We start from the raw sequence: 26,242 nt of genomic DNA, 5'->3' as shown, positions 1-26,242 counted from the left end.
AATTCTAAAAGGTAGTCCTCATGGAAGCAGTCGCTGGAATCGCACTTTTATATGTCATCTTATTTCTTTTATACTGGGGTGGTACTGCTTATATAAGAGTGGATAGAGAAAGAACTATGCCAAGAAAAAAAGGGTTTAGATTCTTTTTCTTTCTTTTTATAGTGGGGATAATAATCTTTGTTGCCTGGTTTATTTATGAAACTCCTAGCAAGATGACTGCTGTAGGGCTACTAGGTCTTGCTTATTTTATAGTATTTGCCATATTTTGGATAGCTTCGTCTTTGCAAAGACGAGTTAAAAAGTGCCCTTATAAAAGGGGTGATTGGTTTAATGCCTTTGCTATATTATTTATAATCTCTATAGCAGTGATGATAGCTGGGCTAATAAAAAGCCTACCTGATAACTACGCTACTAGCATGCCAACTGTATCTTTAGAAGATAGCGCTAATCCTTATGCTGGCAAGTATGATAATGAGACTTTATTAAAAGATATAAGAAAAGATGCAGTAAATGCCTTTTATAACAAGCCCTACACTAAAGATAACAAGTTTGATAAAAGCCTAAATAAGTCTATAGCTAGAATCTTAAAGCAAAACAACATTCCAGATTCTATGGCACAAAACTTTACTAGCTGTATAAACTATGAGATATGGCTTAAACCTGAAAATGATAAGTTTGCAGAGCCTCTTAAAACATGTGTAAGTGATTATAGTAATGGCATCATGAGTAAGATAAAGTATCTTAATCCAACCTATGCTATGGCTAACTTTAACAAGCTTGATGGAAGCAATATCGCACTTATAAATTACGTCAAAGCCCATATGAACGCACCAAAAAGCTTTACTCATCTAAATACTAGTTACCAGATAGAAAACAACAGTAATGAAAAAGGTGTCTTTATAAAAATGGCTTATAAGCAAGTAAATGTGCTAAATGCAACTATAACTAGTAATATCTATGCCAAGATAGATGCTAAGGGCAAGATAACAGTTTTAAGCAAAAACTAAATACTCCCCTTAAGGTGATGGCTTAGAATCTAAGTTATCACCTATAGTGCCTTTATCTTAGAGAAAATACTTTTATGTTTTAGATTCTAGTAGTTTTATCCTAAGCCTTAGTGTCATTACAAAGTGCTATAAGTGCTTTTACGCACTCTTCATAGTTAGACTTTTCATTTTCATCTTGCTTTAAAAAATCTTCTATATCTTGCTTTTTATCTATAGCTTCATCAAGGTCTTTATCATTGCCTTTTTGATAGCTTCCTATTCTTATTAAAACTTCATTTTCTTTTAGTAAGGCTTGCATCTTTCTAAACTTAGAAGCAGCCTTTTTATGCTCAGGAGTTATGATGTCATTCATAAGCCTTGAAGCACTACTTAAGATGTTAATTGGAGGGTAGATTCCAAAGTCTGTAAGGTTTCTATCTAGCATTATATGGCCATCTAGTATGCTACGACTTTGATCAGCTATAGGATCATTTAAGTCATCTCCTTCAACTAGCACTGTAAAAAAAGCAGTGATACTACCTTTACCTTCTTCCTTACCAGCACGCTCCATAAGCTGAGGCAATAAACTTAAAGTGCTTGGTGGATAGCCTTTTGAAGTTGGAGGCTCTCCAAGTGCTAGACCTATCTCACGCTGAGCCATAGCAAAACGCGTTACAGAATCCATTATAAAAAGCACATCCTTGTTTTGAGACTTAAAAAACTCAGCCACTGCCATAGCAGAAAAAGCTCCATACTTTCTCATCAAAGGACTATCATCACTAGTAGCTACTATAAGAACTGTATTTTCTAGATTCCCATTAAGATTTTTTTCTATGAACTCAGGGACCTCACGCCCCCTCTCACCTATTAAGGCTATAACTTTTATAGGTGCATTACTCCCTTTTACTATCATGCCCATTAAAGTTGACTTCCCTACCCCACTCCCAGCAAAAATCCCCATCTTTTGTCCCTTGCCACAAGTAAGTAAGGCATCTATGCTTCTAACACCTACACTAAAAACTTCATCTATAAGACCTCTTTTTAAAGCAGAGATTGGCTGGCTGATGATGGGCACTAAAGCATCTATTTTGATAGGGCCTAGATTATCAAGGGGCTTACCTAGGGGGTTTATAACACGCCCTAAGAGATTATTCCCCACTGGCATATTAAGGCCTTCTTTATGTATAAGTATCTTATCGCCACTTTTAAAGCCTTCAGTAAAACCAAAAGGAGAGATGATGAAAGTTTCTCTTTGAGTGGATATAACTATACCTTCACTACTGCTTCCATCACTTTTTATAAGTTTTACTACATCGCCTACTGAAGGGCTTAGACCGCTAGCTTTGATGATGTTTGTTTCAACGGCTTCTATCACCCCATACTGTGGAGATAGGTTGATATTTTGAGAAAGCTTCATTTTAAGATTGTGTAATGACATTATGTACTCTTAACTTAACTTTTAGGATATGTTTTTTTGGTTATAATGCAAGATTACTTAACAACTTCTTAAGGGATGGCTATGACTACAAATAGAGTGAATGAAGCTAATGCAACTGCAGAGGGGCAAATACCAAAGCTTGCGTTGGATGAAAAGATTAATTCTCTAGCTACAAAATATGCAAAAACTATAAAAATGCACGGCTTTAGACCGGGTAAGGTGCCTATTAGCTTAGTGAAAAAAGAGTATAAAGACAAGTTAGAATCTGAGGCTAAACAAGAACTTTTAAATAAGTTTTATGATGAAGCATTAAAAGAGCTAAAAGTTGATGTCAAAGATGCACTTGGACAGCCTGCTGTAACTAAGTTTGAAGAAAAACCAGAAGGCATAGATGTTTCTTTAAAGATAGGACTTTACCCTACGTTTAATCTAGATAAATTAGATGAGTGCGTACCTAGCTTTGAAGCACCAGTTATAAGTGATGAAGCAGTAGAAGAAAGACTTAGCAATCTTGCAAAAGCTCAAGCAAATCTTGTGGAATCTAAAAAAGACACTTTAGAAAATGGTCTTATAGCAGATATAAGCTTTAAAGGCTTTATAGATGGTAAAGAGTTTGAAGGTGGGAGTGCTGAAAACTTCGCTTTAGAAATAGATTCTAAGCAGTTTATACCAGGCTTTGAAGAAGCACTAGTTGGCATGAAAGTAGGTAAAACTAAAGATGTAAATATCACCTTCCCTAGTGACTATGCAGCAGAGCACTTAGCTAACAAGCCTGTTACCTTTAAAGTAACGCTAAATGCTATAAAAGAAAGAGAGCAAGTTGCTATAGATGATGCCCTAGCCAAAAAGATCTTGGGTGAAGAATCTAACTTAGCAGAATTAAAAGAAAAAACTAAAGAAGAGCTTTTTAGAGAAGCTAAGCAAAAGCTTTATAATGATGACTTAAAGCAAGAAGTACTAAAAAATATGTCCGAAAAGTTTAGCTTTGACTTACCAGAAAACATCATAGAACAAGAAATGAACGTACTTTTCAATAGTGATGTAAGAAGTCTAAGCAAAGAAGAAGTAGACGCTTTAAGCAATGATCAAGAAAAAGTAAAAGAGAAATTTGAATCTTTTAGGGAAGCAGCTACTTTAAGTGTAAAAGTGACTTTCATCATAGATAAGATAGCAAGAGAGAAAAAAGTCGTAGTAAAAGATGATGAGGTTATGCAAGCAGTTTATTATGAAGCACTTGTTTCCCAACAAAACCCACAAGAAGTACTAAACTACTACAAAGAAAATAATCTCTTCCCAGCAGTAAAAATGGCCATGATAGAAGATAAGATAATAACTAATCTTTTAGATTCCAAACTAGATAAGAAGTAAATATGAACTATATACCTTATGTTATAGAAAAAACAGGACGAGGTGAGCGAAGCTATGATATCTACTCTCGCCTTTTGCGAGACCGCGTAGTGATGTTAAGTGGTGAGATAGAAGATGGCATGGCAAGTAGCATAGTAGCCCAGCTTTTATTTCTAGAAAGTGAAGATGCTACTAAAGATATATTTTTATATATCAACTCTCCTGGTGGAAGCGTAACTAGTGGTTTTAGTATATATGACACTATGAATTACATAAAGCCAGATATTTGCACTATCTGTGTAGGTCAGGCTGCATCTATGGGTGCTTTTCTTTTAAGTTGTGGGGCTAAAGGGAAAAGATACTCCCTTCCAACTTCACGCATCATGATACATCAACCCTTAGGTGGAGCTAGAGGTCAAGCAAGTGATATAGAGATACAAGCTAAAGAGATGAGCCGCATAAAAACTTTGATAAATGAAATCCTTGCTAAAAATACAGGGCAAAATATCAAAAAGATAATCCAAGACTGCGATAGAGACTTTTTCATGGACGCAGAAGAAGCCACAAAATATGGCCTTATAGATAAAGTAATATCTAAAAGCTTAAAGTAAAACTAGCCTTTTTGTGATCTTAATATAAAGATCACTCCTCCTTTTAAAATATTTCACTTTGATTAAGTGGTCGCTGTTTGCATTTTATCCACTGGGTATAGCTAAAAATAGCATTTTTTATATTATTATTAACAATGATAACAATTGTTAAAAGTACTTCTTAGAATTAATCCAAATTGATAATAAATTGCTTTTGGATGACTTAGATTATTGATAAGTTTAGTTTTGCAATGATTCTTTTATATAGTTGGAGGTATTAATGAGTGATCTTATGGAGTTTTTAAAAGAGTATCTTGATCCTATGGTCTTTAGCGTCTTAGGTTTTATGGGATTACTAGTGATATGGTTTAGTATAGAAAGAATCATATTCTTTAGCAAGTTTAAACTTCAAGCCTATAAAGACATATCAGATGTAGAAAATCAAGTCACTAAAAACCTAACAGTGCTCCACATAGTCTACTCTAATGCACCTTATGTTGGTCTACTTGGAACAGTTATAGGCATCATGGTTGTGTTTTATGACATGGGTGGAAGTGGGAATATAGATGTAAAAACTATCATGGTAGGCCTTTCTTTAGCTTTAAAAGCCACTGCTTTAGGACTAGTAGTTGCTATCCCTACTCTTATCCTCTATAACATCTTTTTAAGGATAGCTGAGCGAAATATCAATCAGTTTAAGATTCTAAATAAGCTTTCGAGTAAAGAAGAGCAGTGATGAAGATAAAAAGAGGAGATGGGCTTAACATAGTCCCTTTCATAGATATCATGCTTGTACTTTTAGCCATAGTCTTATCAGTATCTACTTTTATAGCCCAAGGTAAGATAAAAGTTGATGTACCAAATGCTTCAGATTCTAAAGTAGTAAAAGAGCATGACAAAAAGCTTTTAATAGTCATAAACAAAGATAATCAAATCTATATCGATGATAAAAAAGTTTCAACTAAAGAGCTTGAAGATAAGCTAACTAGTATCCCAAAAGATGAGATGGTACAGTTTAAGGGTGATAAAAACTCAAGCTATGATAACTTTGTCTTAGTCTTAAACATACTTGCTAAAAAAGGGCATGACAAAGATAAGTTTGAAATTATCACAGAAAAAAGATAAGTCATGAAAAGTACTTTAAAGGCCAGACTACTAGACTATGCAGGATATATTGTCGCTTTAGTACTAAGTATTATTATCTTTCTTGTCATGGTGCTACACTTTAGTACCGCAAAAGAGATAAAAGCAGATAGCCCAAACACTATAACTATAAACCTAGCCCAACTAGCCCAGAGTATAGATAAGCCAGTACATGCTTCTAAGGCTGTAAAAAAACCTAGACCCAAAAAACCAAAGCCATTGCACACACACAAACATAAACCTAAACCTAGAAAAGATATAGCTATAAAAAAAGACCCTAGTCCTATAGTTGCCAAAAAACCTGAGGAGATAGAAAAGTCAGTTAAAAAGATAGAAGAAAAAGAGCCAGAAAAACCACAAGTACAGCCTGAAGAAAAAGCTGAAGATGCACCAAAAGTAACGCCAGAAAAAGATAATATCAACAAGCAAAGCGATAAGGCTCTAAGCCAAAGTAATGATGCACAAACTATCAAAGTGCTAAAAGCAAGTGATGGAGTACAAGATGCATTCTTCCAAGCTATAAGAGATGCTATAGCTAAAAAGCATAAATACCCCGCCATGGCAGAGCGTAGGGGCTATACTGGTACTGTTATTGTGAAGTTTTTAATAGATATGGGACCTAAGGTAAGTGATATCACCATAGTATCAAGCTCCGGTCATGATGTACTTGATAATGCAGCTATAAAAACTATCAAAAAAGCTGCTAAGAGCTTTCCAACACCAAAAGAGAAAGCTTATATAGAGATACCTATAACTTATAGCTTGATATAAAAATCCTTCCATTAATATGACCTAACATACTGCATCTAATTGCTTTTAGAATTGTTGTTAATGAGTGGTTAGCTATATACAATTAAATCTCTAATAATTATAATTTTTAAGCCAAAGGTATTATCGCTTTATTTCGTGGTGACAAAAATCACAAGAAAAATAAGCAGTAGTGCTTACGCTGTTTTTTTTTGAGGAAACTTCGTTTTCAAGGAAGCTTACACTTTTACAGACTTTGCGAAAGTGAGGAGAGGTTAAACCCCTTTTTTTTGTTAGAAAAAACACACAAATAATAAACAATATGAAAAAGAAACTGTTGGAATAAATATCCAGTTAACATCAAAAGAAGAGTGATGGCTGACTATTAAATACAACGATATAAAACTACCATGTTGATCTAAAAGCTTGCCTTTAACCACAAAACATAAGATTGCACAAATAAAAAGTTATATCTTATAGATTTATAAATATCAGTCTAGTATGTTTTACTTCGTAGTAGTTATTAAATATATTGGTTTATTTTAAGGAAGAAAAAAGAAAAAAGTTCTAAGCAAGCACTTAAAGTAGTGCCTGCATAAGTCTTTAATAAATACTAAAGCCTAGCCTACTACATCATAGCCAGCATCTTCTATGGCTTCTTTTATAGAATCTACTTTAACTTTATCATCATGCTCTACTGTAACAGTTTTGTTTTCTAAACTTACATCAATAGAGCTTACTCCATCTAACTCACCTATAAACTTTTCTACTTTATCAACACAATGAGAACAACTCATACCTTCTACTTTTAAAACACTTTTCATAATTTATCCTTTAAAATAATATAGTCTAGATGAACTAAGCACCACTGAGACTGAACTTAGACTCATAGCGATACTTGCTATCATAGGGTTTAACCATATACCTAAAGCAGCTAGCGCACCTAAAGATATAGGGATACAAATGATATTATAGACAAATGCAAAGCCTAAGTTTTGCTTTATATTTCTTAAAGTAGCGCGACTTAAGGCTATGGCACTTGCAACTGCTTTAGGCTCGTTGTTAAAAACTATAACATCAGCTTGTTTTAGGCTAACTTCACTTCCTTCAGCCATAACCATGCTTACATCTGATCTTGCTAACGCTGCAGCGTCATTCATACCATCGCCAACCATCATTACTATATGGTTTTGCTTTTTAAGCTCTTCGATATTTTCTATCTTAGTCTCTGGTGTACAATCACCCTTATACTCTGTTATGCCTAAGTTTTCAGCGCTAATTGCAACATTTTTGATGTTATCTCCACTTAACATATGCACACTAACTTTCATCTTTTTAAGTCTAGCTATAGCATCTTTTGAAGTAGCTTTTAACTCATCTTCTAAGATAACAGCACCAAGTAACTCTTCTTTAGAATCTGGCAAGCCTGGGTTTTCAACTCTACTTAAAAACACCATCATACTAGCTTCACTAGTTAGCTCTTCTGGTATATGTTTAAACATACCAGCATTACCTAGCTTATAGTCCACTCCATCTATAACTGCTTCCATACCCTTACCTAAAACACTTTTAGAACTAGCAACTTTTAAAAGAGGGATATTAGATTCTTTAGCGTGCTTAACTAGGGCTTTAGCTATGATGTGAGAGCTTTCAGCTTCGATACTTGCAATTATTTGCATGATATCAAACTCACTTAGCTTAGTATCAAGGATGTTTACTTTTTTAACTAGGATATTACCTGTGCTTAGCGTTCCAGTTTTATCAAAAACTGCAGTATCTACTCTTGAAAGTGTTTCTATAACACTTGCTTTTGTAAAAAAGATTCCATTAGCACTAGATTTAAAGTTAGCAAAAAGAAGCGCCATAGGAGTAGCAAGACCTAAAGCACAAGGACAAGAGATAAGAAGGGTTGTAGTAAAGACATCAAGCCCCTTAGCAAAACTCATATCAGCTATCCACCAAGCAATCCCACCAATTAAGGCGATAAGCATAACTGCTGGCACAAAGTACAAAGACACTCTATCAGCTATACGGGCAATTTGAGCCTTACTTTCTCTAGCTTTTTCTACTAACTCTTTTATCTTATTAAGTGTGGAATCTTTAGCTTCTTGAGTAGCTTTTAAGATGATGGCAGATTCTAGGTTTAGTGTACCTGAGTATAAAAGGTCATTTTTCTCTTTTACCACTGGCATACTTTCACCACTAAGCATGCTTTCATCTATACTTGCATTTTCTGAGATTAAGTCCCCATCAACTGGAACATACCCAAAAGGCATAACTTTTATGTAATCGCCTATATGAACTTCTTCGCTAGGTATCTCCCTTTCAGTATAGTGTGATCCTATACCACTAAAACCTTCAAGCTTTATAGCAGTAGTGCTCATATTAGAAAGAAGCGCGTCAGTGCCTGACATGGCTGAGTTTTTAATATTAGTCTCTATGTACTTTCCAAACATAACAAAAGTTAGGATAACACACACACTTTCAAAGTAAAGCCCATGGCTTCCATCTGTAAAAAAGCCTAGATATATACTATAAAAAAAGCTTGCTAATGCTCCTATGGCAACTAAAGAATCCATATTAGGCGCTAGTCTAATTAGGGCTTGAATCCCCCTTATAAAAAAGTTTCTTCCTAGATGCATGACTATTAGCACTATGATTAACTGCGTAACTACATTAACTGTATACTGCTCTAAGAAATGCGGTATATAAAAGTTAAACATCTCATGAAGCATGGAGATATAAACTATAACTATAGTAAGTATCACACTTAGGATCAACTTTTGTTTGGTGTTAAAAAGGTTATTAAACTTAAACCAAAAAGGAAGATTTTCATAATTACTAGCATCTAAGGCTTGTGACTTTGTTTTGGAATCTGTTTTTAAAGCTTGCGTTTTGCTTACTTCTTCTTTTTTGTCTTCTTTTAAAGATGCTTTATATCCAAGCTTTTCTATCGTTTTTAACGTATCTTCTAGTGCATTTGCGTTTTCTGTTACATCAAGCTTTAAAGCCGCAGAGTTAGTTAATAAAAATACTTCCGCATCTTTTACGTACTTCTTACGCTTTAAAGACTTCTCTATTGAGGCTTGGCATGCCGCACAGGTCATGCCTTCTACATTTATGCGATACTCTAAAACCTCATCGCTACTTTTTTCATTTTCTTGCATTTTTTAACCAACTACCCCTAATTTTTAATAACTTAGATTCCTTAAAGAATCAATATTCTTTCCCTCTAAAGTGATGTTATCCCTATCATAAAACTTACTAAAAAGATCATCAAAGTAGTAAACATCATAGCCTTTTTCAACTAGGTGAGTGCCAACTTTTGCAGCCCTGCCACCACGTCTACACTGGATTAAAACCTTTTTGTCTTTAGTGCTTTTTACTTTAGATTCTATATCATCCATCTCATCTAAGTTTATAGCCCCTTTTATATGCACATCATCATATTCATCCTTGCCTCTGACATCTATTATCACATAGTCTTTTGGGTCAAGATTATCTATATAAACTGGCTTAGCTAGGCTTTTTGCATGCTTGCCATTTAGTGTTTGCTCGCTCATTGATATTCCTTTTTATGTTTAAAGTTGGGCATACATTATGTTAAAAGTTTCCTAACACTTAGTTATTACAACCTCTTAAAAGTTAAACTAGCATTTTTTTGAAGTAGAAATATCACTTACTAAACTCAAACAAACATCAAACTAACAATAATATAGGCCTAAACGTATAATATAAAAACTTAACTCCACCTAGTACAACTAACAGCATAAAAATATAACCTAATGTAAATTAAAACTTATCTATAAGGCAAGATTTTGAATAAATCCTTTAATAAACTAAAAAATGCATCAACTCCTCTATAAGTTAAAAAGCATGCCTTAAGTGCCTATATATAGGCTTCTTGAAGGGATAAAGATACTTCTTGGACAAACATTAACTAAGTCATTAGTGCTAGAATGGGTGCGCATAAAAGGGTATATCTAAACTTTTAAGGTTAAGTGTTTGCCCTTTTTTAAGGAACTAAGCTGAAAATCGAAAAAATAAAACAAATCTTATCAGTCCTAGTCTCTGTCTCATCTATGATACCAGGAAGCCAGGCTGCTGACTTAAGAGTTAGAAACAATATCGCCCCAAGAAATGCCTCTATGAGCACTTCAGCTAATGGAACTGATGTAGTAAATATAGCTAATCCAAAAGATGGAATCTCTCACAACAACTACTCTTCTTTTGATGTTAATAGTGCAGTTATCTTAAATAACAGTAAGAGTAATGGCGTCTCACAAACTGGAGGCTTTGTAACTAAAAATCCAAACCTTACACAAAACGCTAGGCTAATCATCACAGAAGTTAATGGCCCTAATCCTTCAAATATTAATGGTTCAGTTGAAGTCTTTGGTAAAAGCGCAGATCTAATCTTTGCTAATGAAAATGGCATAGTAGTAAATGGAGCTAGTTTTATAAACGCTAATGGCATAACGCTTACAACAGGCCAGATAGAAGCTAATAACATAGCCATAAGAGGCAGCGGTCAAATAAAGATCTTAGAAAAAGGTATAGGTGTAAGTGGCAACTACTTTAACATCATAGCTAGAGGTATGAGTTTGGCTGGGAATATAGTGCCTTTAAACCCAGACAAACGACCAAATATCAACCTAATAGCCGGGCTTAATACAGTCTCAACTAAAGATCTTGCCAATCCTCAAATTATAGAATCTAAAAACACAAATCAAGACAAGCCACTTTATGGCATAGATGGAAGCGCGCTAGGCTCAATGTATGCAGATAGGATAAAGTTTATAAGCACAGAAGATGGCGTTGGAGTAAGGCATAAAGGAAGCATAAAAAGTTTACATGACTTAGAAGTCTTAGCACAAGGAAGTCTAGAGTTAAACAACGCAGTAAGTGAAAAAGGCAATGTTAATCTAGAATCTAAAGGAGATGCTAAGCTAAACCTAGTAGCCTCAGAAGCTAGCAAAGTCACCTTAAAAACTAAAAACTTAGAATCTAATCTAGTATATGCTAATGATGGTCTTGATATCACTTCAAAAGACACCACCATAAAAAAAGCCATAGTAGTAAGTAAAGATCTTAATCTAAATAGCAACCAAACTAGCATAGATGACACCCTAGTAGCTAGTGGAAGCTTAAAAGCAACAACTAAAGGCTTTAAAGCAGATAAAGTAGCAGTAAGTGGTGGCAGTGTAGATATAAACTCAAGTAAAGATTTAGATTTAGATTCCATAAAAGCTGATAGCGGAAGTATAACTCTAGCTGGGATTAAAGTAGATGCTAAAGATATAGCCTCAAGTCAAGATGTAAATATCAAGGCTGATAGCTTGCTTAACTCTAGCCTTTACTCTCAAGGTGGTGCTATAAAAGTAGATGCAACAACTGCTTCTTTAGATAAGGTGCAAGCTTTAAAAGATGTATCTTTAAAAACCACAGAGAGCTTAAAAGCTACTAGTATCTTAAGTCAAGATGCTGGCATATCCTTACAAGCAAAAAATCTAAACTTAGGAGATTTAGAATCTAAAAACGCACTTACTTTAAACGCCACAAGCGATATAACAGCAAATAGTTTGCTTAGTAAAGATTCTATAAATATAACTTCTAATAATCTAAGTAGTAATTTAATAGAGGCTAATAACAACATAGATATAACTTCAAAAGCTAATATAAACACTACTAATATATTAAGCACTGAAGGTGCTATCTCTTTAAGTGGTAACATACTTACTAACAAAGACCTTATCCAAGCTGCACAAAATATAAACCTAACTTCAACCAAAGATACAACTTTAAATAATGTCCTAAGTCAAGAAGGAAGCCTTAATCTTAACTCACAAGCTAGCCTAAGCTTAGCAAATGCACAAGCTAAAAACGCACTTACTTTCAATGCTATAAAAGATATAACAGCAAATAGTTTGCTTAGTAAGGATTCTATAAATATAACTTCTAATAATCTAAGTAGTAATTTAATAGAGGCTAATAACAACATAGATATAACTTCAAAAGCTAATATAAACACTACTAATATATTAAGCACTGAAGGTGCTATAAATCTAAAAGCTAAGGGCCTTTTGGCTAATACAAACGCACTGCAAGCAAAGAATGATATAAGCCTTAGCTCAGAAGATAGGATAGATACTAATACCATCTTAAGTACTACTGGCAGTGTGCTACTTAGTGCAGATAAAGATCTAAACAACAAAGATATCATCCAAGCCTCTAAAGATATAACTTTAGATTCTAACTCCAACTTAGGGCTTAATAATATACTTAGTCAAACTGGGGATATAAAACTTGCTTCATCTAAAGATACAACCCTAGCAAACGCACAAGCCAAAAACGCACTTATTTTAAACGCTGAAGGCAACATAAACGCTAAAAGTCTACTTAGTAAGCAAGATTCTATAAATATAGAATCTAATGACTTAAATAGTGATCTAATAAAGGCTTTTAACGATATAAATCTAAAAGCTAATAATGTAGAGACTAACAACTTACTAAGCACTAAAGGAAACATTAAGGCTACTACAAAGGGAAGTTTAAGTAATAAAGACTTAATAGAAGCTAGCAAAAATATAACTTTAAATCTAACAGGTGATGCAAAGCTTAATAATATCTTAAGCGATACAGAAGACATCAACCTTGATGCTAGTAACCTAACTCTAGCAAACGCACAAGCCAAAAACGCACTTACTTTAAACGCTAAAAGAGATTTAAACTCCCAAAGCTTGCTAAGCAAAGAAGGTGCTATAAATATAAAAGCTAACAAGCTAGATAACACTAACTTTATAGAAGCTTCTAAAGATATCAATTTAAATGCAACTAGTGATATAAGCACTAACAACTTGCTAAGCACAAAAGGTGCTATCACTATAACTGGGCAAGGAAGTTTAAAGGGTGAAAACTTTCAAGCTAGCAAAGATATAACATTAAACTCACAAGATGACTTACTAGCTAATAGTATATTAAGCAAAGAAGGAAGTATCACTCTTAACTCACAACAAAACCTAGACTTAAAAACACTTCAAGCAAGTCTTGCTGCATCTTTAAATGCTAAAGGTAGCATCACAAGTCAAGATATACTAAGCAAAAATTTGCTAAGTATAAATGCAAGCAGCCTAACTAACTCAAACCTACTTAGCTCGCAAGATGACCTAACCATAAACACTACTAATAGCTTAGAAGCTAATAGTTTACTAAGCACTAAAGGAAGCATAGCACTTAGTGCAGGTGGGAAGTTAAGCACTAAAGATATACAAGCTAGCAAAGATATAACACTAAGCTCAACTAAAGATATAAACGCAAACAACCTTTTAAGCCAAGAAGGAAGTCTAAATATAAAAGCTAGTAATCTAAAACTAGCAAGCACTAAGGCTGCTAAAGATACTACTTTAAATACACAAGATATAAACGCTAGTGATATAAGTAGTGATTTTATAACCATAAATGCTAATAGCCTAAATACCAACTACTTACAAGCAAGTAAGGATATAAACTTAAAAGCAAGCACGCTAAACACAGACACTATAGTTAGCAAAGCTGGAAATGTATCTATAAGCACAGACAACAACTTAAAGCTTAATGCCCTGCAAGCCGCACAGTCTATAAAAGTAGACGCTGCTAGTTTGCAAACTAAATACATATCTGGAAAGTCTGTAAGCTTAAATGCAAAAGGAGATATAACTAATAGCGGTCTTATAAAAGGAGACACACTAAGTCTAAATAGTAAAAACTTTAGCAATGAGGCTAGTTTTGATCCTGCCACAGCCCTAAAACTAGGTCTTAAAGATACTACAAGTCCTATAAGTGCCTACCTAAGTGGAGAGGCTATAAGCATAACTGCAGCTAATGCTTTAAATAACTTAGGAAACATAGATGCTACAACTTTAAATTTAAGTGCTGCTAGCTTGCAAAACCAAGGTAGTATGTTTGCTAAAGATAATCTAGATGCAACCTATACTTCACTTACAAACACTGGCAACTTGAGCGCGCAAACTACTTTAAGCTTGCAAGGTGGAGATGCTAGTAATGCTGGGAAGATTCTTTCTAGTAGGACTTTAAATGTACAAGCAAGTAGTCTTAGTCAAGATGGGACTTTGCAAGCAGATACTATAACCATAAAATCTAGTGGCAATATAACTAATACTAAAGATATCCTAGCTAGCAGTAAGTTAGAACTGCAAGGAAACGACATTAATAATAGCGGTCAGATCTTAGCTACTACTTTAGGCATTAAAGCAAACTCCATTAACAACACTAAAACTATAAATGCAACTAATGCCCTTTTAACTTCTAACACCTACATAAACAACACTGGCACTATAAAATCTAAAAACTTAGCAAACCTAATAGCTAATAACTTAACTAACAAAGGCAGCATACTAGCTAATGACATAGACTTAACGCTAAAAGGCGCTTCAGCATCTTTTGACATACTTGGTAACTACTATGGAAGCATAGTCGCACAAGATGCACTAAATATATCTACTACTAGCAAAGACACGCAAGTAGTCTTAAATGATAAGCTTGGCAAGCTTTATGCTGGAAATAAACTAGCTTTTAATGCTAAAGGCAATGTTTTAATAACTAGTGATTATCAAAATGCTGGAAGTATAGATATAAATACAACTGGAGATTTGCAAAATCAAAACTCACTTTTAGCAAGTGGGAAGTCTATTAATTTAAGTGCGCAAAATATCACAAATAGTGGTTATCTTTGGAGTGGAGATAACTTAAATATAAAAGCACTTACTTCTTTAACTAACACTGGAAACTTAGAAAGTCTTAAAGATATGAGCCTAAGTAGTGCTAGCTTAATTAACAAAAACCAAATCTATGCGCATAATAATCTATCTATAGAATCTAAAAAGCTACAAAACATCTCAGACCTTAATGGCAAGATAGTAATCTCACCAGTAAACACTTCTATAACAGGGATAGGGTATGCAAACTATGGAGATACACTAGGAAAGACTTGGGATAGTGGGGTTATATTACAACTTCCTAACTACTCTTATGAAACAAACATCAAGCAATCAGTCATAAAGTCTGATGGCAACTTAAACATAAACACAACTAGTCAAGATAAAAGCGCAACTATAGATAACATCTTATCGCTAATAATAGCTAAGGGGAATCTAACCTCAGTTGGCAACTTAAATAATGAAACTCCAGTAACTAAGCTAAACATAGATACTATCTTAAGCACTGCTAGGAGTGATGGGGGTTTTGATCTATCTGAACACCTAGGAAGCTTAAAAACTAATAGCGCTCACTACTTTAGAAATGGAGAAAATCTTTTAAATATCTTAAAGTATTTTGCAACTGCTAATATAAAAGACCACCAAAAAGAATCTTCTTGGAACGCACTAAAAAATGCAGCCGCTCAAAATGCAGACCTAGATAAGTACTTTTCACTACTTTTAGGACCTAACTACGCTAAAGATAGATTTATCCCAAAACCTGAAACTTGGAATAATGATGCTAATTTAGTCTTTACATCTAACCAAAGTGCAAAAGTACAAGGTAATAGCGATGTAACCTTAATAGGCAACAACATAACAAACCAAACTGATATAGCTTCTAAAAATAGCAACATAGCAACTGCTATAAGTAGTGCCAAACCTATAGATCTAACAAGTGATATAAGCAAGGATCCTTTAAGCCTGGCAAAAGATTCTAAAATCTTTAGTATTAATAAAAATCTAAGTGCCTCTAGCACTAAAGATCCTAAAATCTTAGATACAAACTCTACTTCTATAAAAGATCTAAGTACTACTAATACCTTAGTTTCAAACTCACAAAACCCTCAAGAAAACTTAGTGCAAACTATCTCTTTAAAGCCTCTTGCTACAAATGTTAGCATTAAAGATTCTAAAACCACTTTAGATACTAACTCAAATCTTAGTAAGCCTAGTCTAAGTGAAGATAAAAACACTAGCTTACAAGATGCCACTAGCATAATAGCTGCTGCCTTAAAAACTTCTAGGTTTAATCAAAAAGTCACCTACTATGTTGAAACTAACCTAGACTATATAGATATGTCTAAGTTTTATGGCTCACAGTACTTTTTTAACCAAATAGGCTTTGATAGCAAAAAACCTATAACTGTTATAGGCGATGCCTACTATGAACATGCCTTACTTAGTGCTTCTTTAAACGCTCAACTTAAAAACAACATGGACTTAAGTGAAGGAGAGATAAAATCTTTAATCGATAATGGAGTATCTAGCAGTAAAGAGCTTGGTTTAAAAGTAGGCAGCCCACTTACTCAAACCCAAGTAGATAACTTAAAGCAAAATCTTATATGGTATGTCTATACTAAGATAGATGGGAAAGATATCCTAACTCCTAAGCTTTATCTAACAAAACAAACTCTAGCAGATAACTCTAACCTCCCAAGTAACCTCTCAAGCATAGTTGCTAACAAAAGCCTAAGAGTAGAAAGTAATGGCATAGATAACTACTATGGAAACTTAAAGGCTAAAGATGAGATAGCTTTAAACACTGATAGTTTTAATAATATAAGCTCTAACTTAGAAGCTAACTCTATAAATATAACTGCAAAAAAAGCCCTTATATCTACCAAGTTAGGCATAGATGATAGTGGGAATCTAAACTCTTTAATGAAATCTAAACTATCTGCAACTAAGGCAATTAACATCATCACAGATAAAGACTTAGATATAACTAATAGTGATATAAAAGCCTTAAGCCCTAACTCAAGTGTGCTTTTAGCCTCTAAAAATGGCAATATCAATATAAAAAATGCCAACTCTATAGAATCTAACTTTGAACAAAAAGATATAAATGGCACTAAGATTACAACTAGCACTCTTACTAACAACATCTTAAGTTCTAATATAAGTGGTGGGAATCTAGCAGTACTTGCAAAAGATTCTATAAACCTAAAAGGCTCTAACCTAATAGGCACTAACAAAGATGGAGCCTTGTCCTTAGAGGCTGATAAGATAGCTATAAGTGATGCTAAAAAGAAAGTAGATGAGTTTACTAACTCTTACTTTGCAGGGATTAATCAAAGCACACATATGCTAGAAGTTAACCATGTAGCCACTACTAATACCAAAACTTCTACATCTCAAGGTAGCAACGTAGCAGGCCTTGGAGATGTAGTGCTTAAAGCCAAAAACTCACTAGATATAAAAGGAAGTGATGTTGAAGCTAAAAACACCCTAGCCCTAGCAAGTAAAAAAGTAGATATAAGAGATAGTAGCTCTACTCTCACCCAAAACGCTACTAATGAAAATGCACAAATCCTAGGTTATAGCAAAGTAGCTACTAAGTTAGATGAAGACTTAAGCAGTGCTTCAAATTTAAAAGCTAATAACCTAGCTATAAATGCTAGTAAAGATATAAACATAACTGGAAGTAATCTAGAAGGAAAGCAAACTAATCTAGAAGCAAAAGATATAAACTTTAAAGCTGGAGTTAATAAAAGTAAAAAAACTACAACTAGTGATAGCTTTGGACTAGTTGGAGAAGTAGCTGCTGGCCTAGCTGGTAACTCTGCAAGTGCTTCATTTAACACAGCCACTAATGCTAATACTGCTAGTACAAATACCTTTAATCCTAATCCTAATACTAGCAATATAAATGGCACTATGAACTCTGATGCCCTAGCTAGTGCAAGCATCGGCCTAGAGTTTGCTAACCAAAAAACTAGCGCACAAGAAACTAAACATACCCTCTCAAACATAAAAGGTGATAATGTAAATATAAATGCAAAAGATAGGGCTGATATAGGTGGGGTTAATATAGAATCTAAAAATAACCTTGCTATAAATGCTGGCAAACTAGATTCCACAAAGGCAGTAGACTTAAGTAAAACTAGTACTGAAGGCTTTTCAATCTATGCTAAGCAAAGCTTTAATACTACTAGCAACCTAGCAAGTCTTACTAATCAAATAGCAAGTGATGCAAACAATGTCTCTAGTGGTAAAAATCTAAACGCTGGCATAGTTGCAGGTCAAGTTGCAAGTAATGCTGCAAATATGATCTTAGGCGACTTAGCTAGTCAAGATAGCATACAAAGCCTAGGTTTTACATATAACAAAGCACAAAGTAGCTCTAAAAAAGAAGTAGGTGGCCTTTTAAAAGCAGGTAATAATCTTAGCTTAAGCGCTAATAAAGGCGATCTTAATCTAAATGGTATAAATCTTGAAGCTAATAACATAGCCCTAAAAGCAAAAGATAATATCAATATAAATGCTTTAAAGTCTCAAAACACTAATCTTGGCTACTCCTTTGGTGCTGAAGCAAGACTAAGTGAAACTGCTGGATATAACGCCCTTGAAGGAGGGCATACTAATGTTGGAGTTGGTGGCAGCATTAATGGTTCTTATAACAAAGAAGATAGCACAAACTATACTAATGCCAAACTTGATGCAAAAAACACTTTAAGCTTAGAATCTGGCAAAGACACAAACTTACAAGGTGTAAATGCAACTGCTAAAAACATAAACTTAAACATAGGCAAAGATTTAAATGTTAGCTCCTTGCTAGATAAAACTAATAGCACAGGCTTTAGTTTAAACGCTGGAGGTGATGTATCTGTTGGGCTTTCTACTAATACTATAGTTATAGGCGCTGCTTCAGGCAATCTTGGTTTTGGGTATAACACCAAAGACTCTTCTCTAGTAGGAAAGCAAAGTGGACTTTTTGCAAGTGAAGGCATTAGTGGTAAGGTTAGTAATGATATAGCTTTAAGTGGGGCTACTTTAAGCGCTAAAAATGGGAATTTAAAACTAGGTGGAAACTTAAAACATAAAGACTTAGATATCTACAATCATAGTGATGGCGCTTTAGTTAATATATCTGGTGGCACAGCAGGCAGTGGTAATGAACATAACTTTGGTGCAGATATAAATATAAATGATCATGTAGCAATAGATGGCAAAGTCTTAAGCGCGGCTAATATCAAACTAAATGGCAAAGATGCAGATATAAACCATGATGTTACAGATACAACTACATTAAAAGATAGCTCATGGGCTGGTGGTAGTATGAATGCAAGCCTAAGCACTGATATGCTAAAAGGCTTAAAAAATCACTTTAGTAACAAAAAGCCAAACTCTAACCTAGCAACACCAAACTCTACAGATAAAACAGATTCTATAGCCCTAGCAAGTGTGCTTGCTAATAACCTAGTAGCAAAGGCTGATAGTTATAAGGAAATAAGTCCTAAGAATGAAAGTCTTCTTTTTGCTCCTAAAAAACCAAAAGACTTAGAATCTAAAAAAGAAATCTCCACTAAAATAGACACACTAGCAACTTCAAGCAAAGCTAATCTAAATGAAATAAGCCAAGATCAAGCAGGCTTAATTCAAGCAAGTCTAACTAAAGGGGGCATAAAAAAGACTAATCCCTTCAAGTCTGCTTTTAAAAAGCTAAAAGCTAAAGTCACAAAACACTCTTATGACACAACTAATAACAACCTAGATACTACTAAAGAAAGCTATACCACAACAGATACAGCAAGCATAAACTATGTCCCAGCACCACTAGAAAGAAAGCCTATAACACAGCCTGAAACTAAGATAACTCAAGGTGATATAGAAGATGTTATGGATTCCATCCAACATATAAGTGATAACTTAGGGGATTTAACAAAACTTAGTGATGCAAACACCTTGCTTCAAGCAGTAACTTCTACCCCAACTTATAAAAAAGCCTTTAAGGAAGACTACTTACAAACTGGAGTGGCTATAGGCTCTTTATATGATAGATTAACACCTAAACTTTTTACTAGTAGGGAAGACTTAAAAGGCATTAAGAAATATAATGAGTTTTCAGATAAGTTTTTTAATGACGCAACAAATAATCTTGTAAACAACAAAGACTATGCAAAGTATGCAAAATCTGATCTAAGTGATAATAAAAACGTAGAAGCCTTAGGAAATGCCATCATATGTAGCTATGCAGATACTTGTAAACAACATAACATTGCCTTTTATCAACCAAAAATAGAAGTAGGTGGTAGTTCTAATCAGTACGTACCACATCTAAATAAGATTTTTATCAAAGATGCTCACATTAGAGATGCTAAGGCGCTAACTGGCACTATCTTTCATGAGACAACTCATGCAAGACAAGATAATATGAAGCTTCATACTAATATGCAAAAGTATGATAAAGACACAAAAGATTTTGTAAGCATACTAAATGTAAACCAAAACAACTATGCAGACCCTAAAGAGGTTGGATACTCACTTTATGCTAACCAACCTATAGAAGCAGAAGCCTTTATAGAAGAAGCAAAACTTAGCCGCCTACTAGATACTAAGTATCAAGACTTATTTAAACAGCCTCATACTCTAGCCCAAGATATGGCTGATAGACTAACTTTAAAAGCTGATACCTATAAAGAAGCAACCAAACAAGACCTAACTAACTTACAAAGCCCTTCACTAGATACTACTAAACCAGATATAGATAGGACACTAAAACCTGTAGTTGATGTAAGTAACCCTCCAAGACTTCCTTCAAAAGATAGCCTTGATACTAGCAAAAAGCTACCAAGCCAAGGGGATAAAAAAGATATTGATGACTTACTTAAAAGGGCTAATGCTGGCGTAGAAAATATAAAAGATATAAGTGATGTAAGTGATCTTTTACAAGGTATAGCTAACAATAAAATCTATCAAAACCTTAGGGCTAATGAAGGTCAAACTAAAAAAGAGTTTGGTAAGGTAGTAGCAAACGTAGGCAAAAACTTAGAAAAATATAATGGTTATGAAGGTTATAAAAACTTTACAGATGATATAACAAAAGAAGTGACTGATAAAATCCTAAATAATCCTAACTTTGAAAGCTATCTAAAAGCTGATCTTTCTAGCAAAGATAACAAAAGAGGCCTAGTAAAAGTTATAGAGAGTGAGTACTCAAAAGTCTTACAAGATAAAGGGCTAAGTGGTATCAAAGCTCAAGTGGTCATAAGGGATGATATGAAGCAACTTGGTGCTTACTCATCAAGTGGAGAGACTAATGTCTTAGCTATAACTAACAAAGCTGATGTACACCCTATAAGACTAGCAAATGTTGCACTACATGAACTAACTCATGGAAGGCAAGATGTATTTAATAAAGATAAGGATAAGCTGCCTACAAATGTACTTGCTGCACATAGCATATATGCACTAAACTCTGATAACAACAACTACTTTTCTTCAAACTATGGAAGAGAGATATACACAAACCAACCTGTTGAAAAAGAATCTTTTACAACTGGTGATAACTTTGAAAGAATCTTAAAAGATAAGTATCCAAACCTAAGCAAAGGCCTAAAAGATGATCTTGCTACTAGTCCACAAAAACAAAGCGCCTTACAAAAACTAAGCAAGGTGTTTAACACTAAAAAAGTAGATGATAAAAACCTAGCTAAGTTTTATGATGAAAGAGGTCTTAAAGAAGATAGTCCTTTAGAAAGCACTAGTACAAACTCTCCCCTAGTAGAAACACTTCACTTACACTACTCTGAAGAGCCACAAGCTTTAAACTTTGCACCTAATGATCCTAAAAGCTCAAAAGATTCTAAAAAAGAAAGTGCTAAAAGAAGCTTAGAAGAAAAATATGCAAATCCACTTAAGGCAAATATTGATGAAGTAGATAACCAAGAGATGAACTACTATACAAACAAAAAACTTGGAGGTATGGATGTTTCAACTTTCTCTCAAGATGACTTACTTTATGGACTAAAAAACTTTAGAGATGAAAAAAAAGCAAGAGAAAGCGAAGGTAAAAATCTAGGAAAATCAGACTTTGCGGTAGTTAGCAAACTATCCACCCTACTAAATCATAGTGATGATTATAGAAACTTAGAGCGTTTGGTTGATAAAAGCTTTGTAAAAAGCATAAGAGAAAACCCAAAGCTTAAAGATGATATATCTTCCATACTGGCAATGGAAAAAGAAGGCAAAAGAGACTTATCAAAAGAAACTGATGTATTAAACACTATAGCAAGCCTTAGGCAAGAACACTTTAAAACTCTAACTGGTATAAATCCAAATCCTACAAAAGTTATACAAGAGATAATGGATGAAGGACATTATGGAGTATATAAGCCTGCTAAAGATTCTAAAAAGCTATTAGAAGAATATGGAGAGCTAGATAGCTCAAGCAATAAGATAGATGCACATAGTGATGTAATAGCTCTAAATGCTTTGCCACAAGAAAGTGAGTTTATAAAAACTGGAAGCCCTTTCTTAGATAAAGTAAGTGTCCTTTATCATGAACTAACCCATCAAGAACAAACTAAATTAATAGACAACAAAGACATAGCAAAGAACTTAAACATAAACAAAGATAGAAAGATGTTTAAAAATGCTAAAGATTTATACAACTTTAAAGAAGAGTATTTTTATCCTACTAACTTGATGGAAAATGATGCCTATGGTAGAGAGAACTACATCTCTAATAAATTAAAAAAAGAATTTTTAGGTACTAATAATGAAGCCACAAAACTAGATCTAGCTAGCGGAGTAAGTAATGACTTACAAGAAACACTTCACTTACACTACTCTGAAGAGCCACAAGCTTTAAACTTTGCACCTAATGATCCTAAAAGCTCACAAGATTCTAAAAAAGAAGATTTTAAACCTAGTGTAGATAGAACACTAAAGCCTGTAGTTGATATAAGCAACCCTCCTTCCTTACCTCCTAAAAATATCAAGCAAGATAGCAAAGAACTTCAATCTAATAGCGATAAGGCTGATATCAAAGACTTATTTAGCCGAGTTGAAGGAGCTATAAAAAGCAAGGATTTAAACGTAGAGCAAATTGGCGATATCATGACAGGTATAGTTAATACTAAGTCTGGAGAGATACAAATAGATGATGAAAACTTAATCAATCACGCAGTAAAACAAGTCTATTTAAACCTATGGAAGGATAAAAGCAAAAACGCAAAAGACTATGAAGCCCTAACTAATGATATACATTATGGTGCTTATAAAAACTACCTAGCAAGCAAGGATAATCTAGCTAATCTAAACAAAGATCTTTCAAAATATGCTAACGCCAAAGCTGTAGTAAATGACGTAGCCCAGGCCTACACTAAGTCTATTAGAGATCATGGTATAAAAGATTCTAAAGTACCAAGCATTACTAATGATGGTGATGAAGACTTTGCGTTTTTGAAAAAAGATGATGATGAGTATATTAATATGCCAGATGACTTTCATACAAGATATGCCCTAGAAAACAAGCTTCATGGTGAGAAAAAAACCATACTAGATAGTGCCTTTCATGAGATGACACATAAACTTCAACATGACTTAGGTGAAAACCAAGATAAGTTTAATGGAGAAGCTAGAGGATGGATAAATGTTCTTTATTCTAACCTTAGCATGTATACATATGATGATAGACTTTATAAAAGACAACCTGTTGAAGATGAAGCCTATAAAGTTGGAGGTAAGCTTTCAACTATGGTTATGGATGCTTTAAAAAACCCTAGTGCTTCAAGCTCCAAAGATGCAACTAGAGATACAAAGCTTAAAGAAACTTTAGTACTAAAATATAGCGAAGAACCACAAAAGCCAAACTTTGCGCCTAATGATCTTAAAAACCCACAAGATTCTAAAAAAGAAGATTTTAAACCTAGTGTAGATAGAAGCACTAAGCCAAGCGTGCAAAACCTAGCTCCTTCCCTCCCTTTAAAAGCAGCCCTTCCTAATACCTACAAGACTACAAGTATAGGAGATGCCCTAGATACGCTTAATTTCATAAAGCAAGTTGGAAAAGGCTTTGATACTTTAAGTCTTGAAGAAAAGTCTAACTTAATAGAAGGTGGTTTACTAAACTCTAAAGCTAGTTTAAACTCTAAAAAATCCCTACTTGGTGATGTTATAAAACTAGAGGCTAATAAGCATATATTTACCCCTTTTGGGACTATGCTAGCTACTAATGACCCTCAAGTTAGCGAGTATAAATCCTTACTTCATAACGTCTCAGCTGATGCGGTTGAAAACCTTGCTTTAAGTCCTAATATAGATGCTTTAAGTGAAAAAGACTATAGATTATTAGACAACTATAAGCCTTTATTAGGAGAGATGGCAGGGGCTTTTAGTGATGCTATGAATGCTAATGGCATAAAAACTACAACTCCTAATGTTAAAAATAGCATAAGCGCAGATACTATCTCTTTTAACCATAAGACTAATGAACTAACAGTTCCAAAGACTTATACTTCTGAGTTCACTTTTGAACCAAACGCACAAAAAGCAAAAGATAACGCTTTAGAATCTGGCTTCCATGAGCTTATTCACAAGTTTCAAGCAGGTGTTATAGAAAATATAGATTCTTTAAGTCCTAACGTGGCAAATGTAGGAAAGATTCTAAAAGCAAACGCTGAGTACTACTTTGATGGTGGGCATGAAGCAGGAGATAGAGATGAAAATATCAAAAGATATGAATCTCAAGCTCTAGAAAAAGAAGCCTACACTAACGCCTCTAAAGTATTAGACTACTATAAAGATGTGATGGATACTAACCTAGGTGTAGCTAGTATGGATGACTTAAGAGGCAATACTTTAAGTGATGGCTCTTCAAGTAGTGAAAGCGAGAGTGAAGATGAAGGTCCTTTAAAACAAACTCTTCATATAAGCTATAGCGAAGAACCACAAAAACCAAACTTTGCGCCTAATGATCCAAAGACTACAAATAATTTATCAGTCAATAACTCTAAGATGCTAAAAGAAATGGTGTTAATAAAACAGTGGCTAAGACCACTAAACCCTCCTAGTATAGATAGAAGCACTAAGCCTAGTCTTACTAACCTTCCTAGTTTGAAACCAAGAGTACCTTTTAATAATATACGCAATGGTAAGTTTTCAGATTCTGATAAACAAGATATTAGAGACTGGCTAGGTGGTGTAAAAGAAGGTTTTACTAAAGGAGAGATAAATCTAGATCAAGTTGGCGATATGCTTTTTAGTGGTGTTAACAACTCATACTCTACGCTTTATCAAAGAAACGATAACAACTTTGCAAAAGAAATGGTTGGTTTAATACATAAAGACTTAGGCACTTCTAGAGAAACAAGCATTCCTAATCACACAAAGACTATAAGAGACATACAAGATAAAGCCTTTAATAGCTACACTAGTAATAGCACTTATATGGCCAACTTAAACAAAGACTTGATGAATGTAGATAACTTCAAGCAAGTTATGAGTGATATAAGCATAGCTTATACTGATGCTATAAAGACTTCTGGGATAAAAGGTATGGAAAACTCACAGTATCCAGAAGTTGGTAATACAGGACATGCTATGATGGCTTTTTATGGCGCACAAACTAAGCCTACTAGTTTTAAATTTACAAAAGGCATACTAAATGTACCTAATAATAACTTTATACAAGGCTATAGATTTACTACTAGCAACATGAGTGAAAAAGCAGTGGATATAGGATTCCACGAGATGACTCACAAACTACAAAACGATATAGTTGCTAATAAAAACAACTTAAGTGGAGATTCTAAGGCTTGGGCTGATGTACTTCAATCTAACTTTTACCTCTACTTTGCAGACCCAGCAAAATTTGCCCAAGATAGAGTGCTATATAAAACTCAGCCACTAGAAGCTGAAGCCTATGAAGCTGGAGAAAGACTAAGTGCTAAGATAGGCAACTTTGTAAACTTAAGTGTTAATCACTCTGCTTTCCAAAGTGAGCTAATCAAACAAAAAGGTAATCTTAAACCACTTCCTTCAAACCTATCTATACTTGAAGACTTTAACTATGAAAGCCCTTATCTAAAAGAGTTAGAAAGCTATAAAAAGCCTTTCAAAAATGTGGCCTTAAGCACTAAAACTCCTAGCTTTATCACAGCTAAAAGTCACATAAGTAGTAATGATAGTTTTAAAAGTGCTTTAAGTAAACAATCTAGCTTTTCTTTAAGCACTACCTCATCAGATGATAAATCTTTCTCTTTAGATGAAGATAGCTCTAAGTAGTTTTTA

Annotated in this window: 11 protein-coding genes; 7 read left to right on the top strand and 4 right to left on the bottom strand. The window is 34.1% G+C overall.

Annotation, left to right across the window (positions count from 1 at the left end):
- Positions 1-20: 20 nt before the first annotated feature.
- Positions 21-1,007 carry a hypothetical protein gene (locus tag BKH43_RS04175; RefSeq protein WP_095228882.1) on the top strand — a complete coding sequence of 329 codons (987 nt, stop codon included), beginning with the start codon at positions 21-23 and terminating at the stop codon, positions 1,005-1,007.
- Positions 1,008-1,107: 100 nt separating this feature from the next.
- Here BKH43_RS04175 and fliI read toward each other — a convergent pair whose 3' ends face one another.
- Positions 1,108-2,424: a flagellar protein export ATPase FliI gene (fliI, locus tag BKH43_RS04170; protein ID WP_095228880.1), complete on the bottom strand. Its 1,317-nt coding sequence runs from the start codon at positions 2,422-2,424 to the stop codon at positions 1,108-1,110.
- Between the two features lie 81 nt (positions 2,425-2,505).
- Between fliI and tig the strand changes: the two genes are divergently transcribed.
- From tig to BKH43_RS04145, 5 genes are all read left to right on the top strand, one after another.
- Positions 2,506-3,792 carry a trigger factor gene (gene tig / locus BKH43_RS04165; protein ID WP_095228878.1) on the top strand — a complete coding sequence of 429 codons (1,287 nt, stop codon included), beginning with the start codon at positions 2,506-2,508 and terminating at the stop codon, positions 3,790-3,792.
- Between the two features lie 2 nt (positions 3,793-3,794).
- Entirely contained in the window at positions 3,795-4,382 is a 588-nt protein-coding gene (clpP, locus tag BKH43_RS04160; RefSeq protein ID WP_095228876.1) for an ATP-dependent Clp endopeptidase proteolytic subunit ClpP, read from the top strand.
- A gap of 259 nt (positions 4,383-4,641) precedes the next feature.
- Positions 4,642-5,097, top strand: coding sequence for a TonB-system energizer ExbB (gene exbB / locus BKH43_RS04155; RefSeq protein ID WP_253248043.1), 456 nt, complete (start codon positions 4,642-4,644; stop codon positions 5,095-5,097).
- Complete coding sequence (exbD, locus tag BKH43_RS04150; RefSeq protein WP_095228874.1) at positions 5,097-5,486, top strand: TonB system transport protein ExbD; 390 nt, start codon at positions 5,097-5,099, stop codon at positions 5,484-5,486. The genes exbB and exbD overlap by 1 nt, the downstream gene beginning before the upstream one ends.
- A gap of 3 nt (positions 5,487-5,489) precedes the next feature.
- Positions 5,490-6,275 carry an energy transducer TonB gene (locus BKH43_RS04145; RefSeq protein ID WP_095228872.1) on the top strand — a complete coding sequence of 262 codons (786 nt, stop codon included), beginning with the start codon at positions 5,490-5,492 and terminating at the stop codon, positions 6,273-6,275.
- A gap of 596 nt (positions 6,276-6,871) precedes the next feature.
- Here BKH43_RS04145 and BKH43_RS04140 read toward each other — a convergent pair.
- The 3 genes from BKH43_RS04140 to BKH43_RS04130 are packed head-to-tail and all read right to left on the bottom strand — an operon-like array spanning position 6,872 to position 9,814.
- Entirely contained in the window at positions 6,872-7,075 is a 204-nt protein-coding gene (locus tag BKH43_RS04140; protein WP_095228870.1) for a copper ion binding protein, read from the bottom strand.
- A 3-nt stretch (positions 7,076-7,078) separates the two neighbouring features.
- A complete protein-coding gene (locus BKH43_RS04135) occupies positions 7,079-9,418 on the bottom strand; it encodes a heavy metal translocating P-type ATPase (RefSeq protein ID WP_095228868.1) in 2,340 nt (779 codons plus the stop codon).
- Between the two features lie 24 nt (positions 9,419-9,442).
- Entirely contained in the window at positions 9,443-9,814 is a 372-nt protein-coding gene (locus BKH43_RS04130) for a rhodanese-like domain-containing protein (RefSeq protein ID WP_095228866.1), read from the bottom strand.
- A gap of 519 nt (positions 9,815-10,333) precedes the next feature.
- Between BKH43_RS04130 and BKH43_RS04125 the strand changes: the two genes are divergently transcribed.
- Positions 10,334-26,236 (top strand): hemagglutinin repeat-containing protein, encoded by a 15,903-nt coding sequence (locus BKH43_RS04125; protein WP_095228864.1) that lies wholly within the window; start codon positions 10,334-10,336, stop codon positions 26,234-26,236.
- Positions 26,237-26,242: the final 6 nt, after the last annotated feature.

It is taken from the genome of Helicobacter sp. 13S00401-1, from assembly GCF_002272925.1.
Taxonomy (GTDB): domain Bacteria; phylum Campylobacterota; class Campylobacteria; order Campylobacterales; family Helicobacteraceae; genus Helicobacter_I.
Note: the sequence above shows the minus strand (reverse complement) of the source record. Positions and strands in the feature narration are given on the sequence as shown.

Bases quoted from the DNA above. Each gene is read 5' to 3' on its own strand.
- BKH43_RS04175 (WP_095228882.1), top strand. From the start codon at position 21: ATGGAAGCAGTCGCTGGAATCGCACTTTTATATGTCATCTTATTTCTT.
- fliI (WP_095228880.1), bottom strand. From the start codon at position 2,424: ATGTCATTACACAATCTTAAAATGAAGCTTTCTCAAAATATCAACCTA.
- tig (WP_095228878.1), top strand. From the start codon at position 2,506: ATGACTACAAATAGAGTGAATGAAGCTAATGCAACTGCAGAGGGGCAA.
- clpP (WP_095228876.1), top strand. From the start codon at position 3,795: ATGAACTATATACCTTATGTTATAGAAAAAACAGGACGAGGTGAGCGA.
- exbB (WP_253248043.1), top strand. From the start codon at position 4,642: ATGAGTGATCTTATGGAGTTTTTAAAAGAGTATCTTGATCCTATGGTC.
- exbD (WP_095228874.1), top strand. From the start codon at position 5,097: ATGAAGATAAAAAGAGGAGATGGGCTTAACATAGTCCCTTTCATAGAT.
- BKH43_RS04145 (WP_095228872.1), top strand. From the start codon at position 5,490: ATGAAAAGTACTTTAAAGGCCAGACTACTAGACTATGCAGGATATATT.
- BKH43_RS04140 (WP_095228870.1), bottom strand. From the start codon at position 7,075: ATGAAAAGTGTTTTAAAAGTAGAAGGTATGAGTTGTTCTCATTGTGTT.
- BKH43_RS04135 (WP_095228868.1), bottom strand. From the start codon at position 9,418: ATGCAAGAAAATGAAAAAAGTAGCGATGAGGTTTTAGAGTATCGCATA.
- BKH43_RS04130 (WP_095228866.1), bottom strand. From the start codon at position 9,814: ATGAGCGAGCAAACACTAAATGGCAAGCATGCAAAAAGCCTAGCTAAG.
- BKH43_RS04125 (WP_095228864.1), top strand. From the start codon at position 10,334: ATGATACCAGGAAGCCAGGCTGCTGACTTAAGAGTTAGAAACAATATC.